This is a genomic window from Faecalibacter macacae (assembly GCF_003687725.1).
Taxonomy (GTDB): Bacteria; Bacteroidota; Bacteroidia; order Flavobacteriales; family Weeksellaceae; genus Empedobacter; species Empedobacter macacae.
Window position 1 is genome coordinate 1 of the sequence record NZ_RDOJ01000018.1, and the last position, 18108, is coordinate 18108.

General features: G+C 31.3%; 13 protein-coding genes. 4 read left to right on the forward strand and 9 right to left on the reverse strand.

The window, feature by feature from the left end:
* Positions 1–734: 734 nt before the first annotated feature.
* The 6 genes from EAH69_RS11435 to EAH69_RS11460 form a co-directional block, all read right to left on the reverse strand.
* Positions 735–1406, reverse strand: a complete 672-nt coding sequence (locus tag EAH69_RS11435) for an SIR2 family NAD-dependent protein deacylase (protein WP_121935342.1) — start codon at positions 1404–1406, stop codon at positions 735–737.
* Positions 1407–1891: 485 nt separating this feature from the next.
* Entirely contained in the window at positions 1892–3694 is a 1803-nt protein-coding gene (locus tag EAH69_RS11440) for an acyl-CoA dehydrogenase family protein (RefSeq protein ID WP_121935343.1), read from the reverse strand.
* 90 nt (positions 3695–3784) lie between these two features.
* Positions 3785–4966 (reverse strand): acetyl-CoA C-acyltransferase, encoded by a 1182-nt coding sequence (locus EAH69_RS11445; protein ID WP_121935344.1) that lies wholly within the window; start codon positions 4964–4966, stop codon positions 3785–3787.
* A 25-nt stretch (positions 4967–4991) separates the two neighbouring features.
* Positions 4992–5351: a four helix bundle protein gene (locus EAH69_RS11450; RefSeq protein WP_121935345.1), complete on the reverse strand. Its 360-nt coding sequence runs from the start codon at positions 5349–5351 to the stop codon at positions 4992–4994.
* Between the two features lie 40 nt (positions 5352–5391).
* Complete coding sequence (locus tag EAH69_RS11455) at positions 5392–7791, reverse strand: 3-hydroxyacyl-CoA dehydrogenase/enoyl-CoA hydratase family protein (RefSeq protein ID WP_121935346.1); 2400 nt, start codon at positions 7789–7791, stop codon at positions 5392–5394.
* A gap of 2 nt (positions 7792–7793) precedes the next feature.
* On the reverse strand, positions 7794–8237 hold the full coding sequence (locus EAH69_RS11460) for a MarR family winged helix-turn-helix transcriptional regulator (RefSeq protein WP_121935347.1): 444 nt from the start codon (positions 8235–8237) through the stop codon (positions 7794–7796).
* 340 nt (positions 8238–8577) lie between these two features.
* Here EAH69_RS11460 and EAH69_RS11465 point away from each other — a divergent pair, with 340 nt between their 5' ends.
* Both EAH69_RS11465 and EAH69_RS11470 read left to right on the forward strand, forming a co-directional pair.
* Positions 8578–10527 carry a KUP/HAK/KT family potassium transporter gene (locus EAH69_RS11465; RefSeq protein WP_121935348.1) on the forward strand — a complete coding sequence of 650 codons (1950 nt, stop codon included), beginning with the start codon at positions 8578–8580 and terminating at the stop codon, positions 10525–10527.
* A 35-nt stretch (positions 10528–10562) separates the two neighbouring features.
* Positions 10563–10889: a YegP family protein gene (locus tag EAH69_RS11470; RefSeq protein ID WP_121935349.1), complete on the forward strand. Its 327-nt coding sequence runs from the start codon at positions 10563–10565 to the stop codon at positions 10887–10889.
* Between the two features lie 110 nt (positions 10890–10999).
* On the opposite strand, the gene EAH69_RS11475 is transcribed toward EAH69_RS11470, so the two are convergent.
* The 3 genes from EAH69_RS11475 to EAH69_RS11485 all read right to left on the reverse strand — a co-directional run bounded on the left by EAH69_RS11475 (position 11000) and on the right by EAH69_RS11485 (position 15831).
* Positions 11000–11461, reverse strand: a complete 462-nt coding sequence (locus tag EAH69_RS11475) for a Dps family protein (RefSeq protein WP_121935350.1) — start codon at positions 11459–11461, stop codon at positions 11000–11002.
* 441 nt (positions 11462–11902) lie between these two features.
* Complete coding sequence (uvrA, locus tag EAH69_RS11480; protein WP_121935351.1) at positions 11903–14725, reverse strand: excinuclease ABC subunit UvrA; 2823 nt, start codon at positions 14723–14725, stop codon at positions 11903–11905.
* Between the two features lie 74 nt (positions 14726–14799).
* On the reverse strand, positions 14800–15831 hold the full coding sequence (locus EAH69_RS11485; protein ID WP_121935352.1) for a GyrI-like domain-containing protein: 1032 nt from the start codon (positions 15829–15831) through the stop codon (positions 14800–14802).
* Positions 15832–15939: 108 nt separating this feature from the next.
* Here EAH69_RS11485 and EAH69_RS11490 point away from each other — a divergent pair, with 108 nt between their 5' ends.
* Together EAH69_RS11490 and gdhA are read left to right on the forward strand one after the other, a co-directional pair.
* Positions 15940–16524 carry a DUF937 domain-containing protein gene (locus EAH69_RS11490; protein ID WP_121935353.1) on the forward strand — a complete coding sequence of 195 codons (585 nt, stop codon included), beginning with the start codon at positions 15940–15942 and terminating at the stop codon, positions 16522–16524.
* A gap of 197 nt (positions 16525–16721) precedes the next feature.
* Positions 16722–18071: an NADP-specific glutamate dehydrogenase gene (gene gdhA / locus EAH69_RS11495; protein ID WP_121935354.1), complete on the forward strand. Its 1350-nt coding sequence runs from the start codon at positions 16722–16724 to the stop codon at positions 18069–18071.
* Positions 18072–18108 lie beyond the last annotated feature (37 nt).

Here is an 18108-nt window from a genome sequence, read left to right on the forward strand (position 1 = left end):
AAAAAATCAAGACTGTAAATCTATTAGACTAAAATTAAATATCATTTCGGAAATGAATTAAATATTTCCTTTCAGTCACTAATTCATTTTTATACTTCATTCTATTTAATTTTTTAACGTCTTAGATTTAAATGTCGGTTTATTATATATAAGATGCTTCGACAGGCTGCGGAGGATATTGCTGATTGACGATTTTAGATTTTTGATTAATTAAACTATTTTTTTTTATTCTATTTATATTATGTTCATTTTTGGTTTAATCCAAAACGAACCAAAAAATCAAGACTGTAAATCTATTAGACTAAAATTAAATCTCATTTCGGAAATGAATTAAATGTTTCCTTTCAGTCACTAATTCATTTTTATCCTTCATTCTATTTAATTTTTTAACGTCTTAGATTTAAATGTCGGTTTATTATATATAAAACGATTCGACAAGCTAAGCATGACAAATTTTTAGATCCCTGAATACTGGAAGGACAGATTATGGATAAAAATAATGATGCGATTCTGAAACGAGTTCAGGAGGACAGTTGAATAAAACACTTAGGAATGACGAACCGGAAAATATTTTATAAAGAAAAAATGGAAGTGACAGCCGAGATTGATTATTTTGTAATGCCTGCTTATTAAAAAGCAGGTGTTACGAAATACTTTGATGAAAGGACTCGGGAAAATGAGTTACGAAGCAACTCCTCTCTCAATAACTAGTCAAAACAATATTCAAAAAAAAACTATTTTATGTATTGAACTAAATCATTTACTCCTTCAGTAGCGGATTTTTTGATATGAATGACATTATTATTAATAGGTAGTTCGTTTGGATCAATACAAATTACTTTTGCGTCTGTTTTTGTATAATCCAGGAGTGAAGCAGCAGGATAAACTTGAAGTGAGGTACCTATTATTATAAAAATATCAGCTTGAAGAGTTTCCTCGATTGCTGCATCCATCATTGGAACCATTTCGCCAAACCAAACGATGTGCGGACGAAGTTGACCTCCATCTTTAGCTAAATCTCCAAGAAAAATATTTTCTGTACAGTCGAAAGTAACCTCATCATTACGTACACTTCTTACTTTATTCAATTCGCCATGCAAATGGATAATTTTTGATGACCCTCCACGCTCGTGAAGATCGTCTACATTTTGAGTAATAATTGTTACATCATGATTACTATCTAAATTAGCAAGAAAATAATGCGCCGAATTTGGTTTTACCGATTTTAGTTGTGCTCTGCGAACATTATAAAAATCTAAAACTAATTGAGGATTTGCATTCCAGCCTTCAATAGATGCCACTTCCATTATATCGTGATTTTCCCATAACCCATTGGCATCTCTGAAAGTTGAGATTCCACTTTCTGCACTGATTCCAGCTCCGGTTAATACTACAATTTTTTTCATCAAATCAAATAAAATAATTAGTTAAAGATATTAATTAGACACAAAAAAGTCGAATCAATTCTTTTAATTAATTCGACTTCTCAATTGTATGTTGTTAATAAATTATAAGATATCGTCATACACATAAAATGCATAGATTAAAGATAAACAACCGACAACTGATAATAAAATTACATTAAGTGGTTCCATAACAATTTGTTTTATGATTAATACCTATCTCTATATAAATTTACAAAAAAAATACTGAAATTCAACAAGTTATATAATAAAAATAAAAACCTCAGATAATTACTTACCTGAGGTCTTTTTCTCTACTAAAACTTAAGTACCATGAAAACTCAACTAACTTATATAAAAGACTAGTACTTAATATTTATATAACCAAAGGTTGTACCAAACTAACAACCAACTTGTTAAATAAAACAAAAAAGCAGCCTTAAATAAGGCTGCTTTTGATAATTATCACAAATAAATACGTTCTTTTATTAGAATGTATATTTATTTTCAGCGATTAATAAATCTGCGATTTCAGTTTTTAAGTTTACAACATTTGGATATTCGTTGTAACGAGTAAATCTTCTTAAACCAGATAACATCATACGTTGCTCATCACCTTCTGTGAAAGAAATAATACCACGAGTTGCTTCTGTCTTAACAATCTCTACAGATTTAAATAATTGTAATTGCACTAATTTCTCTGCATTTTTAACAGCATCAACTCCATTAGCGTTTGCTAATTTCTCTGCGCGTAACATTGCAGATTCAACCATATAAATTTCTTGCATGATACGAGACGCTGCAATAATTAATTGTTGGTGTTGCTCTAATTCAGCACCAAATTTTTGTAATGCAGCTCCAGCAACCATAAAGAATACTTTCTTTAAGTTGGCGATGATTTCTTTTTCTTGAGCGAATAATTCTGAATAATCAGGAACATCGAAAGATGGAATAGACATTAATTCGTTTGCAATTCCCATTGCTGGCGTCATTAAATCTAATTTTCCTTTGAACGCACGTTTCACTAACATCGATACACATAATAATGTATTGATTTCGTTCGTTCCTTCATAAATACGAGAAATACGAGCATCTCTCCAAGCAGATTCCATTGGCATCTCTTTAGAATATCCCATACCACCGTAAATTTGAATTCCTTGATCCGATGCAACTTGTGCCGCCTCAGAAATCCAAACTTTTAAAATAGAAGCTTCGATAGCATACTCTTCAATACCTTTTAATTCAGCTTCAGCATGCGACATTCCTTTCGCTACATTATCTTCAATAGCATCTTGAACATCTTTCGCAGCACGATAAGCACCCGCTTCTGATGTAAAAGTAGCAACAGCCATATCAGCTAATTTTTCTTTGATTGCACCAAAAGTATTGATAGAAACATTGAATTGTTTTCTTTCAGATGCATATTGTAAAGAGTTATCTAATACACGACGTTGAGCATCTAAACAAGCAGCACCTAATTTAATACGACCTACGTTTAAGGCATTCATCGCGATTTTGAACCCTCCATTTCTTTCACCTAATAAATTTTCAACAGGTACACGAACTTCATTTAAGAAAACTTGGCGAGTAGATGAAGATACAATTCCCAATTTATCCTCTTCTTCACCTAAAGTAAATCCAGCTCCCGCTTTATCCTTTTCTACGATGAAACCTGTAATATTTTTATCATCATCAATACGAGCGAAAACGATAAAGATATCTGCGAAACCTGCATTCGTTATCCACATTTTTTGACCTGTGATGATATATTCTTTACCATCTTCTGATAATACAGCTTTTGTTTTTCCTGAATTGGCATCAGAACCAGCCTCTGGCTCAGTTAAACAATAAGAAGCGAAAACTTCTCCTGAAGCTAATTTTGGTAAATATTTTTGTTTTTGCTCTTCAGTTCCATATAAAGTAATCGGCATTGTACCAATACCAGTATGCGCACCAAATGCTGTTGCTAAAGAACCTGTTGCACCAGAAATGTAATCACAAACTAGCATCGTAGTTACAAATCCCATTCCCATTCCACCATATTCTTCAGGAACTGAAATTCCTAATAAACCTAATTCACCAATCTTACGCATTAACTCTTCAATTAAAGCATAATCTTTTTTCTCAATCCTGTGTTTATTTGGAACAACTTCTTTATCAATGAATTCTTTCGCTGACTCAAGAATCATTCTTTGCTCTTCTGACAAGTCTTCGTAAGTGAAGATATCATTATGTGTAGCATCTTTAATTAGGTATTGACCTCCGATTAATCTATTTGGATTTGTAGACATTGTAATAATTTTTTTATGATTTTGTAATATAGTTTTGAAAAAAGTGAGATCTGAATTAGACCAAGATCACCAACAGACCTCACTACCGCATTATTTTAAGTATTCGAAAACAGAAGCAGCTCCTTGTCCGGTACCGACACACATTGTTACCATTCCATATTTTGCTTTACGCGCTTCCATTTCGTTCAATAATTGAACTGTTAATTTTGTTCCTGAACATCCAAGTGGGTGACCTAATGCAATCGCACCACCATTCACATTCACGATATCTGGATTTAAGTTTAACTCACGCATAATTGCAACTGATTGAGATGCGAACGCTTCATTTAACTCGAATAAATTAATATCATCTAATTTTAAACCTGCTTGCTCTAATGCTTTTGGAATAGCATATAAAGGTCCCATTCCCATAATACGTGGCGCTAAACCAACAGTAGCATAAGAAACTAGACGAGCAACTGGCTCTAAACCTAATTCTTTTACCATATCCTCTGACATTACCATTACGAAAGCAGCTCCGTCTGACATTTGAGATGAGTTACCAGCTGTAACTGAACCTCCGTTAGCGAATACTGGACGTAATTTTGCTAAACCTTCGATAGAAGTATCCGCACGTGGACCTTCGTCTTGTTTGAAAGTCATTTTCTTAGTTTGGATTTTTTCATTCGCATCTAAGAAATTATACTCAACATCTAATGGAACGATTTGAGAATCGAATTTCCCTTCAGCTAAAGCTTTTAATGCTTTTTGATGAGAATTGAATGCAAATAAATCTTGATCTTCACGAGAAACTTTGTATTCATTTGCTACTGCTTCTGCAGTTAGTCCCATACCCCAGTAGTAATCTGGATGATCTTTTGCCATATCCGTTTCTGGAATTGGTTTATAACCTCCCATCGGAATGTACGACATTGACTCTGCTCCACCCGCAATAATACACTCTGCCATTCCTGTACGAATTTTAGCAGCTGCTAAAGCGATAGCTTCTGAACCAGATGCACAGTAACGGTTTACTGTAACTCCTGGAACTTTATCTGTGCTTAATCCCATTAACGAGATTAAACGTGCCATATTCAACCCTTGTTCAGCTTCTGGCATTGCACATCCTACGATTAAATCGTCGATACGTGCTGGATCTAAAGTTGGATAATCTTCCATTAATCTTTTTAACACTGTAGCAGCCATTTCGTCTGGACGAGTAAAACGTAAAGTTCCTTTTGGTGCTTTTCCTACAGCTGTTCTATATCCTGTAACAATATATGCTTGTTTCATTTTTTTTTAATTTAGTTTTTAGTAATTAGTCCTTAGTAATTAGTTTTTGTTGTAATGCGAAATTCATTTTTTGAATTTCAATAATTTTATTTTTTAGATGTAGAAATTCATCCTCTGAACAAAATTTCAACATAAACGAAATTTCTAATTGTGTTAGTAATTCATAACTTGAACCATGAGAAATCGCTAAAAATTGTTTGAATTCTTTTTTCGAATTTCTTCCAGCGCCTTCAGCAATGTTAGATGCTATTGAAACCGATGCTCTTCTCATTTGATTAATCAATCCAAATTTTTCAATTTCAGGAAAGTGAGTCGTTAAACTGTAAATTTCTACAGATAACTCAACTGCTTTATTCCAAACTTTTAAATCATTTAGATTATTCATCTTCCTCTAATTACTATTTACTAACATCTAACTACTATTCTTAGTTACGTAATGGTTTACCTGTTTTTAACATGTGTTGGATACGTTCTAAGGTTTTACGCTCACCACATAATGATAAGAATACTTCTCTTTCTAAGTCTAATAAGTATTGTTCTGATACTTCAGTAGCTTCAGATAAGTTTCCACCTGTCATTACATATCCTAATTTATTCGCGATTAAACGATCGTGATCCGATGCGTAACGACCAGCAACTAATTGATCAGTTCCTACATAGAACATCCCTTGTGCTTCGCGTCCTAATACTTTCACTTTTTGCTTGATTGGACGTGTATATCCAGCTTCAGCCATAATGATTGCATGTTTCTTCGCTTCGGCAATTTGACGATCTTTATCTACAACGATAATATCTTGATTACGAATAATTCCCATGTTTTTCGCTTCGTAAGCAGAAGTAGCTACTTTTGCCATTGCGATATTCATAAACGCATCTCTTAAGTGATTTGTTTTCACGTCATCAGCAATCACATTTTGTGCTGCACGCAAAGCAAACTCTTTAGATCCACCTCCACCAGGGATAAGACCAACTCCAACCTCAACTAAACCAATGTAAGTTTCTGCAGCTGCAACAACTTTATCAGCATGCATTGTCATCTCACAACCTCCACCTAACGTCATTCCGTGAGGAGCAACAACTACTGGAATATCAGAATAACGAACTCTCATCATTGTATCTTGGAACATTTTGATGGCCATATTTAAATCCCACCAATCTTGTTCGGCAGCCATCATCATAATCATAGCTAAATTTGCTCCAACTGAGAAATTATCTGCTTGATTTCCGATAACTAAACCTCTATAGTCTTTTTCAGCTAATTCAATTCCTTTGTTGATTCCTTGTAAAACTCCTCCTCCTAAAGAATTCATTTTAGAACGGAATTCAACATTGATAATTCCATCACCTAAATCTTGTATAGAAGCTTCTTTATTTGACCAAATTTCATTCGTTTTACGAATATTATCTAAAATAATGAACGCATCTTGACCTGGAATCGGTTCGAATTGTTTTGAATTTTGATTGTAGAATAATTTTTTACCACCTTCAACTTTGTAGAAAGAATCCGCTCCAGTAGCTGCTAATTCTTTTACCCATTCAGCTACTACATATCCTTCAGATTCTACTAATTCGATTCCTTTTGCTAAACCAACATAATCCCAAGTTTCGAAAGGACCATATTTCCATGCATAACCTGTACGTATCGCATCATCAATTGGATAGAAAATATCAGAAATCTCTGGAACTCGCTGAGAAACATAAGCAAATAATGATGCAAAATGTTTACGAATTAAATCTCCATGTTTACCATCAGCTTTTAATAAAGTCGCTAATTTATTTTTTGTAGAACCTGCTTGTTTTGCTGCTTCAACTGCACCAACTTTTGCACGTTCCATTGAACGATATTCTAATGTATCTAAATTTAAAGCGAAACGATTTGTGTTTCCTTCTTTATCAACTTCCTTATAATAGAAACCTTTCTTTGTTTTATCTCCTAAGAATTTATTCTCGATTAAGAATTCTAAAAATTTAGATTCTTTTAAATCTTGAATCATTTGATCACCTGTCGTGTTTTGTTGCAAACCTTTAGTTACGTTGTAAGCCGTATCTAAACCAACTAAATCACCTAATTTGAAAGTTCCAGTTTTAGGACGACCAAGTATAGAACCAGTTAAAGTATCTGCTTCTTCAATCGTTAAACCTAACTCTTGCGTTAATTCCATCACTTTCGCCATCGAATAAACACCTACTCTATTTCCGATGAAACCTGGAGTATCTTTACATAAAACTGCTGTTTTTCCTAAGAATAAACCTGCATAATTCATAAAGAAATCTAAAACAGATTGTTCTGTTTTTGGACCTGGAATTACTTCGAATAATTTTAAATAACGTGGAGGATTGAAAAAGTGCGTTCCACAGAAATGTTTTTGGAAATCTTCTGATCTATCTTCAGACATTAAATGAATTGGAATTCCTGAAGTATTAGAAGTAACTAATGTTCCTGGCTTGCGTAATGCATCAACCTTTTCGAACATTGATTGTTTAATATCTAATCTTTCTATAATTACTTCGATAACCCAATCCGAGTTTTTGATTTTATCTAAATCATCATCAAAGTTACCAACAGTTATACGTGAAGCAAATGCTTTATCATAAATTGGGGAAGGATTGCTTTTAAGAGCGAAATCTAGATGAGATTGAGCTGTTCTATTACGAACTACTTTACTCTCTAAAGTTAACCCTTTCGCTTGCTCTTGTGGTGTAAGCTCGCGAGGCACCATATCTAACATCAGAACTTCGACACCGATATTTGCAAAATGACATGCAATACCAGATCCCATCACTCCTGACCCTAATACAGTAACATGTTTAATGTGTCTTCTCATAATTATTTTTTAAATATTTTTCTATCGGATATTAATTGATTAATCTTTACCATTACCTCAAAGAATATCTTCATCTTTTCTGGTTCTATATTTTCATTAATTGCACTATTAAATTGAACTACGAATCTTTTAGATGTATCCCTCATTTTTAAACCTTCATTAGTTAATGTGATTAAAACACTTCTACCATCTTCCGGATTAGGTTTACGTACAATAAATTTTCTATCTTCAAGATTTTTTAAAGTTCTTGATAAACTTGTGGGTTCAATTCCCATTTTAGGCCCCAAAGATGTACTTGGCGTACCTGTTTTTGGATCAATAGACAATAATGTAAATGCATATACCATTGTCGAGTCATACTCGCTTGCTTGTTCATTATACATTTTTTGAACGGCCAACCATGTTGATCGTAATAAGTAGTCTATCGTTAAATCATCTCTCAGCATATCACTCAGTGTATATATGACAAATATATATTATTTTTTATTATGCAAGCATAATAAAAAATAAATTTTTAACCTTTTTTACAATTTATTCATATATCATTTAATTATACTTATTTAAATACAATTTAAATTACCACAAACTGTACTTATTTAGATAAATTTTAAAAAATTTAATTATTAAAGACTATATAAATAAATATAGTGTACTTCTACACTAATAAATAGATTTTATCAACAATAAAATAGCCTGAATTATAAATAATAAGTATTAAATTGAATTTAGCTAAGAAGTACATTCGTAAAAGATTTCAATAGAAATCTTTTTAATAATTAAAATTATATGAGTACAAATTCAACTCACTCAAAAGTTACTTACGCTTCCCTACTTATTACATTTGGAATAATATTCGGAGATATCGGAACCAGTCCACTTTACGTAATGAAAGCTATCATAGGAAAGGATAGACAAATTACAGAAGACATCGTTTACGGAGGAGTTTCTTGTATTTTTTGGACACTATTTTTTCAAACTACAATAAAATACATTTGGCTGACCCTTCAAGCTGATAATAATGGCGAAGGTGGAATAATTTCACTTTACTCATTAATTAACAAAAAAGGTAAAAAACTAATTATACCTACAATTATTGGAGCAGCCATGTTATTTGCTGATGGAATAATTACACCTCCAGTCTCAGTAACCTCAGCCGTAGAAGGTTTAAGATTTATAAAAGGATTGGAAGAAATACCAATTATACCAATCGTACTTACAATAATTACAATTTTATTTCTTGTACAACGATCTGGAACATCTAAAGTTGGTAAAATATTTGGCCCAATGATGTTTATTTGGTTCACTTTCTTAATGGGAATTGGAATATACATGTTGACAAAATATCCTGAAATCATAAAAAGTTTGAACCCTTATTACGCATACAATTTATTAGTTAATTATCCACAAGGTTTTTGGCTACTTGGAGCTGTATTTTTGTGTACAACAGGAGCTGAAGCTTTGTATTCAGATTTAGGACATTGTGGTAAAAACAACATCAGAATCAGTTGGATTTATGTAAAAATTGCATTAATCATCAATTACCTTGGACAAGCGGCTTGGTTGATGCATTCTGGACAAGAATACTTAAACGGAAAGAATCCATTTTTCGCCATGTTACCTGATTTTTTATTAATTCCTGGAATTATCATTTCTACATGTGCTGCTATTATTGCTTCACAAGCTTTAATCACAGGATCATTTACCTTAGTAAATGAAGCTATAAATATCGGATTATGGCCACGTACAATGGTTGTACAACCTAATGAAGAAAAAAGTCAAATTTACATTCCTACAATTAATGTATTACTTTGGGCAGGATGTGTTTTCGTAGTTTTATATTTTCAAAGTTCAGAACACATGGAAGCTGCTTACGGATTAGCCATCACTGTAACCATGTTAATGACTACTTATTTATTAGCCTACTATTTATATCTATATAAAAAGATTCCTAAAGTAGCGATTGCAATAATCATTACAATTTTTACTATTATAGAAGTATCTTTTTTTACTGCTAATATTTTAAAATTCCACGAAGGTGGTTATGTTGCACTTACGATAAGCTTGATATTTATTATTTTAATGTATTGTAATTACTATGGTAAAATTCTAAATGAAAGAAATCTTGAATTTGTCAATTTCAATAATTATAAGTGCATTTTATCTGAATTAAGCGAGGATAAAAGTATCAATAAATACTCTACTTTATTATTCTATTTTACGAAATCAACAAAAAAGAATAAAATAGAGAAAAATATCATCAATTCTATTTTAGCAAAACGCCCAAAACGTGCCGACATGTACTGGTTTATAAATGTAGAAAGAACAAATCAACCATATACTTTATCTTATGAATTAATAGAAATTGAACCAAAGAAGATTTACAAAATTATATTTAAAATCGGGTTTCGAGTACAACCAAAAACTGAATTATATATAAAAAGAATTATTAGTGATTTATACCAATCTGGAGAATTAGAACTAAAATATCTTCAGCCAACTTTAAAAAGATACAATTCAGAACCTGATATGAAGTTTATTTTATTACAAAAATTCCCTTCAATAGAAAGTCATTTCACATTAAAAGAAGCCACTATACTAAAAGTATATGCATTAATTAAAAAAATAGAATATAATATTTCCAAAAGCTTTGGATTAGAGAAAAATGATGTAATTATAGAACAGGTTCCACTTTATTTACATTCTAAAAACAAAATTGATTTACAGCGTATTAAATAAATACTTATATTTAATAAACCTTAAATTACAATACTATGTTTGAAGTATATATTGACAAAGCTGGAGAATACAGATTTCGTTTAAAAGCTAAAAATGGACAAAACATTTTAGCAAGTGAAGGCTACGCACAAAAGCAAGGTTGTCTTAACGGAATTGAATCTGTAAAAACTAACGCTAAAGACGAATCAAAATTTGAAACTAAAACAACTGAATCTGGTAAATACCGATTTAATTTAAAAGCTGCTAATGGACAAATTATTGGTACAAGTCAAAATTACGAGTCTGAGAATGGATGTAAAAATGGGATTGAATCTGTAATGAAGAATGCTCCAGAAGCTGAAGTTATAGAAGTAAAAGGATAAATCACAAACCTTTATAAAAAGCTGAAGCCTTGAACAAAGTCCAAGGCTCAACCTAATTAACACTAATATGAATTAACACTAAAAACTTATGAAGTAAAATAATGTTCACTTTATTTAAGATGCGATCTAAGCATCCAAGCAGTTTTTTGATGTTGCTCTAATAGACCAACTAAATAGTCCGATGTAGATACATCATTTAAATCTTCAATTTCCTTGATAGATTCGTTTAAGAAAGCAATAATAATTTCGTAATCGTTTAATAATTCTTTCATAAATGATAAACTATTATACTCTTCGATTTTGTTTTCTTGTAAATGAGTTAACTGCAAATACTCACTCATTGTAGCAGGCGCATAAACATCTTTTGTTCTGATTTTTTCTGCAACCTCATCAATTATTAACTGTAACTCGTTATACTGAGTTTCGAAATACACGTGTGCTGTTTGAAAATCTGGTCCTTCTACGTTCCAGTGCGCATTACGTGTTTTTAAATATAAAATTGTTTCGTCAGCTAATAATTGTTTTAAAATATTCGCGATTTTGTTTATTTGATCTTTCGTTAAAAAATTCATGATATAGTTTATTTAGATTCTTGTTTGATTATTTCTAGTGCAAATATAGAACCAACTTATCATATTGTTATAGATTTTTCAAATTAAAATCTAATCAAGTAATAAATAAATCTTATAGAACGTCTCTTGTAAATAATACCTTTAATTCGGTATTCTTATAGGACAAAGTTAACGCAGATTCTCTGAAATAAAACAAATTTTACGTTAAATAAAGATTAAAATTCATTAAATCTTTTTCATTATATATTACCTTCACAATAAACATACCACATTACACTGACTAACAATAATATATAAAAATATAACTTTTATAAATTCGAAAATAATTTCTACAAAACAATAAATATTCGGGTAAATATTTATTTATTACGAGTTGATTTAGTTAAATTTTAAATAAATTTTAAGAAAACATAAAGAGAAGAGGAACTTTTTTCTATATGTTTAAAGCTCGTTTATTAAATACTTACCTGTTACACTTTTTTTATTTTTTGCAATTTCTTCAGGCGTACCCTCTGCAACAACTTTACCTCCATTTCTTCCTCCTTCTGGACCTATATCAATAACATGATCGGCTAACTTAATAACATCCAAGTTATGTTCAATAATAATTACAGTATTTCCAAACTCAACTATTGTATTTATTACATTCATCAAAATTCTTATATCTTCAAAATGTAACCCCGTGGTTGGCTCATCTAATATATATATTGTTTTACCTGTTTGCTTTTTAGACAGCTCTGTTGCTAATTTTACACGCTGCGCTTCTCCACCACTTAAAGTTGTAGATTGTTGACCTAATGTGATGTATCCTAAACCAACATCTTGTAACATTTTTACTACTCGGAAAATCTTCGGAATTGGATCAAAAAACTCAACAGCTTCGTTTACAGTCATATCTAAAACATCAGCAATTGATTTTCCTTTGTAACGAATTTCTAATGTTTCTCGGTTAAATCGTTTTCCATTACATGTTTCACAATTTACATGAATATCAGGCAAGAAATTCATTTCAATCACTCGTAGACCTGCTCCTTGGCAAGTTTCACAACGACCACCTTTTACATTAAAAGAGAATCGACCTGGTTTATAACCACGAATTTTAGCTTCAGGTAGATTTGTAAATAACGTTCTTATATCAGAAAAAATTCCAGTATAAGTTGCAGGATTAGATCTTGGCGTACGACCAATTGGCGACTGATCCACTTCTATTACTTTATCTAAATACTCTAAACCTTCTAATTTTTTATATGGCATTGGTTCTTTTTCAGCTCTAAAGAAATGCTGATTTAAGATGCGATAAAGTGTTTCGTTAATCAATGTTGATTTTCCTGATCCAGAAACTCCAGAAACAACTGTTAATGTTCCTAAAGGAATAGAAATATCTACATTTTTTAAATTATTACCTTTCGCTCCTTTTAAGGTTAAGAATTGTCCATTTCCTTTTCTGCGTTCAGCCGGAATTTCAATATTCTTTTGTTTATTTAAATATTGAGAAGTTAATGTGTCAGATTTCAACATCTCATCTGGTGTTCCTTCCCAAACGATTTGACCTCCATTTCTACCCGCTTTTGGACCAACATCAATTACGTGATCGGCTTCTAAAATCATATCTTTATCGTGTTCTACCACTAAAACTGAATTTCCAATATCACGTAATTTCTTTAAAGAATCAATTAATTTTACATTATCACGCTGATGCAATCCAATACTTGGCTCATCCATAATATAAAGTACATTAACTAATTGAGAACCGATTTGCGTTGCTAAACGAATACGCTGCGCTTCTCCTCCAGATAAAGTTTTTGATGAACGATTTAATGATAAATATTCCAATCCAACATCTAACAAAAACATTAAACGAGTCGAAATTTCTTTCAAAATCTCAAAACCTATTTGTTGTTGCGTAGAACTTAACGTATTCGGAACATTATCTATCCAATCAAAAAGTGTTTTTAAATCTAAATTTGCAACTTCACCGATGTGTTTTTCATCGATACGAAAATGTAAAGATTCATTATTTAATCGATACCCATGACAAGATGGACATTCGACCTTTCTTGATAATAATTTTGAAACTGCATTAGAATTTGAGTTTGTTTTATCATCAATTATATCTTGTAAATAAGGCAATAAACCTTCAAAATCAATTTTATAAGTTTTTTTAACAGAAGCGAATTTTAAATCAACATTTAAAGTTTCTACCAATCCGTGTAAAACATCATGTAATAATTCTTTTGAAAGATCCTTAAATTTTGTTTTCTGATCTGTATTGTGCTTTACAAAAATAGCTTCCAATTGTTTTTCAACTCTTGATGTATTTTTGATAATTTCAAACACTTCTTCCAAGTTATCATTTAAGGATTTTTTAGGATCTGTAAATAATTTTTCCATATTTACTTCTTTCAACTCCCCTAAACCAGCACAAGTTGGACAAGCACCTTTTGGCGAGTTAAATGAAAAAGTATTTGGTTCTGGTAAAGCATAAGACGAACCAGTTGTAGGACACATTAAATTTTTAGAATAAAATTTGGCCTCATTTGTTTCGTAATTCAGAATCATGATGATTCCGCTACCTTGATACATTGCTTGCGTAATCGAAGATTGTAAACGCTCGTCAGAAATTTTATCGTTTAATTTTAATTTATCAATCACCAACTCGATATCATGCGTTTTGTATCGATCTAACATCATTCCTGGAGAAATTTCTTTTACTTCTCCATTGATGCGCATCTCCAAAAATCCTTTTCGAGAATATTGCGAAAAAAGTTCGCGGTAATGACCTTTGCGTGATCGAACCAGCGGTGCTAAAATTGCAATTTTTTGATCATTGAAATTAGTTCGGATTAAATTAATGATTTGTTCTTCTGTATAAGAAACCATTGCTTCGTTTGTTTCTGTAGAATAAGCCGTAGAAACACGAGCGAATAATAAACGAAGAAAATCGTAAATCTCGGTAATTGTACCAACCGTTGAACGTGGATTTTTAGAAGTCGTTTTTTGCTCTATTGCAATAACAGGAGATAATCCATCAATTTTATCAACATCTGGACGCTCTAAACCTCCAAGAAATTGACGCGCATAAGCCGAAAAAGTTTCAATGTAACGACGTTGCCCTTCCGCATAAATCGTATCAAACGCTAAAGAAGATTTACCACTACCACTTAAACCAGTTATTACTACTAATTCGTTACGAGGTATTTTAACATCAATATTTTTTAAATTGTGTTCTCTGGCTCCGTAAACTTCAATAAAATCTTTATCCATTGCAATTTTTTGATAAGTGGCAAAATTACAATAAAAAAGCCACATTTCTGTGGCTTTAAAGACGTTAAATTATCTTAATTTGTTATTATCGGAATATAAATTCGTGTTTTTAATTGTAGTGAATCCGTTTCCTTCGGATCGTTTAAAAATACTTCTAATTCTCTATCTCCTAATTCTATTTTTTTACTTTTAGCATAATTCCTCATCAATTGCAGCGTATGTTTCTTCTTGTTACGAGAACCTTGATGCATTGTCAATAAATATTCACCTTCAGGAACTATAACTCTTTGCATTCCTTTTTGCAACGTTAATCCTTCTACAAAATTAATTCCGGCAAATAATGTTTTTTTCTTTTTTTCAGAGTCAATTTCAGTTGTATAAACTGTTGGAAAACCTAAATCAAAATCATAAGAATCTTCTTCATTAATTAATGATTTATAAATCACCTCAAATGCTTCATCTACTTTTTCCATCGCGTCGTTATCATCTAAAGAACTCGATTTTTTTATAGCCATAAGCACTTGTTTATTCAATTTAATTAATCTGAATTCTCCATAATTTAATTTACCTTCTTTTCTTTCTTTATCTAATCTAACTTTAACTAGTTCATTAAAATTTTCAATAGATTTTTCTACCTTTTTTAATGGAGATTTGAAGAATAAAAAATAACGGTAATAGAATGGAACTTCTTGACTAGTGTAATGTACATTTAATAACGTATTTCCTGATGAAGTTTGTTCAAAATCTATCGATAAAGTATCTTCATCTTCCCAACCTTCGTATTTAAAAATATAGTCAATCGATTGATTCATTTCAAAATTATCGATTTTTATTTTTCCATTTCCTACATCTGATTTTGTACTTTTCCATTCAGAGAATTCTTTCTCGATTTCCTCTTCACTAAAAGTCTTTATAACTGTAGAATCTTGCCCTGTAAATTGTTCCCATTTCGAGAATTTTCTTAAGTCTAAAAATTCATCGTAAACTAATCCTATTGGAGCTTCAATCTCATAAGTTAATTTTTCATCAACCTTATTAGATAAGAAGAATGGAAAAAGAACAAACAAAAAAACCAAAACGATTAAAAATATATTTATTTGCTTCATTATTATGTTATAATGTACAAATTTACCATTTCGATATATATTTATCAACTGACATAAAAATATTTCAACAAAAAAGATTATTTTTAGAGATAAAGAAATTTAAATACTATGGACTTATCAACATTATTACAAGGCGAAATGGGACAAAAAATTGTAGGTGCTGCTGCCCAACAATTAGGTATTAACGAATCTCAGGCGCAAACTGCTGTTGGGGCTGCTATTCCTTTTTTATTATCTGCTTTAAATAAAAATGCACAAAGTGGAGGAGCTAATGGAATTGAAAATGCATTAAACCAGCACGATGGTAGCGTCTTAGATAATCTTTCTGGATTTTTAGGACAAGGAGGAAATATGCAAGATGGTTTAGGAATCTTAGGACACGTTTTAGGAGGAAACCAACAAACTGTTGCAAATAATATTGGAAAACAATCTGGATTAGATTCAGGACAAATGATTAAAATTTTAGCTTTGGTTGCTCCAATCGTAATGGGATTTTTAGGAAAACAAAAACAAGCTCAAGGAGTTAAATCTGACGGTATCGCTGGATTATTAGGCGGATTAGTTGGTGGAACAAATCAAGCTTCTGGTGGTATAAATTTAGGTGGTTTTGAAAAATTATTAGATCAAGACGGTGACGGTAAATTAGATGCTGGAGATGTAATGGGATTATTAGGAGGTTTCTTCAAAAAATAAATCTAATACAATTTTAATATATCATGCGAGTTTATTCAAACTCGCATTTTTTTGTCTATTATTTTTTCAACTTCGCAATAAAAAAAGACTTTTCAACTTTGATTAATAAATTTAAACCATTCTGAATTAAATTGCAATGGATAAAACAACTACAAATTTTACTTTTTATTAAATTTAGCCTACACATTAAACATAAAATGAACACAATAGACCATTGCACAGAATTTATTGAACAAATAGCTTCTAAAAATCCGAATGAATCGGAGTTTATTCAAGCAGTAACTGAAGTTTCTGAAAATATTTTACCATTTATTGAGGAAAATCCTAGATATAAAAAATTTAAAATTTTAGAACGAATTACAGAACCCGAAAGAGTAATTCAATTTAGAGTTACTTGGGTTGATGATAAAGGCGAAATCCAAATCAACAAAGGTTATCGCGTTCAAATGAATTCAGCAATTGGACCTTATAAAGGTGGTTTACGATTTCATCCAACTGTAAATCTATCCATCTTAAAATTCTTAGCTTTTGAACAGGTCTTTAAAAACTCTTTAACAACATTGCCTATGGGCGGAGGAAAAGGAGGTTCTGACTTTGATCCAAAAGGTAAATCTGATATGGAAATTATGCGTTTTTGTCAAGCATTTATGACAGAACTTAGTAAACATATTGGAGCTGATACAGATGTACCCGCAGGAGATATTGGAGTTGGTGGTCGCGAAATTGGTTACTTATTTGGTCAATATAAAAAATTAAAAAACGAATTTACAGGTGTTTTAACTGGTAAAGGATTAGAATTTGGCGGATCATTAATCAGACCAGAAGCAACAGGTTATGGATTATTATATTTTGTAGAATGCATGTTAAATGAAAATGCAGATACATTAGCCGATAAAGTAATTACAATTTCTGGATCTGGAAATGTTGCACAATATGCTGCAGAAAAAGCTGTAGAATTAGGTGGAAAAGTTGTAACATTATCAGATTCGTCTGGATTTATATACGATGAAAAAGGTTTTACTTCTGAAAAATTAAAAACAATTTTCAAGATCAAAAATGAAAATTACGAGCGTATTTCTAAATATTTAGAATATCATCCTGAAGCAGAATATTATCCCAATGAAAAACCTTGGAACATAGCTTGTGATATTGCTTTACCTTGTGCCACTCAAAACGAACTAAATTTAGAAGACGCGATTATACTACATAGTAATGGATGTAAATTAATTGCAGAAGGTGCAAATATGCCAACTACGCCAGACGCTGTTCATTATTTCATTGCAAATGATATACTATATGGACCAGGAAAAGCTACAAATGCAGGTGGCGTTGCTACATCTGGACTAGAAATGTCTCAGAATTCAATTCGTCAGAATTGGAGTAGAAATAAAGTTGATTCATACTTAAAAGAAATCATGATAAAAATACATGAACAATGTAAAACTTACGGAACTGAACCCTACCAGAAAAACATTAACTACTATAAAGGCGCAAATATTGCAGGATTTGTAAAAGTCGCAGATGCAATGCTTGCTCAAGGAGTATAGTTTTTTCCAAATATTTAATTCTTTTATAGCCAAATCT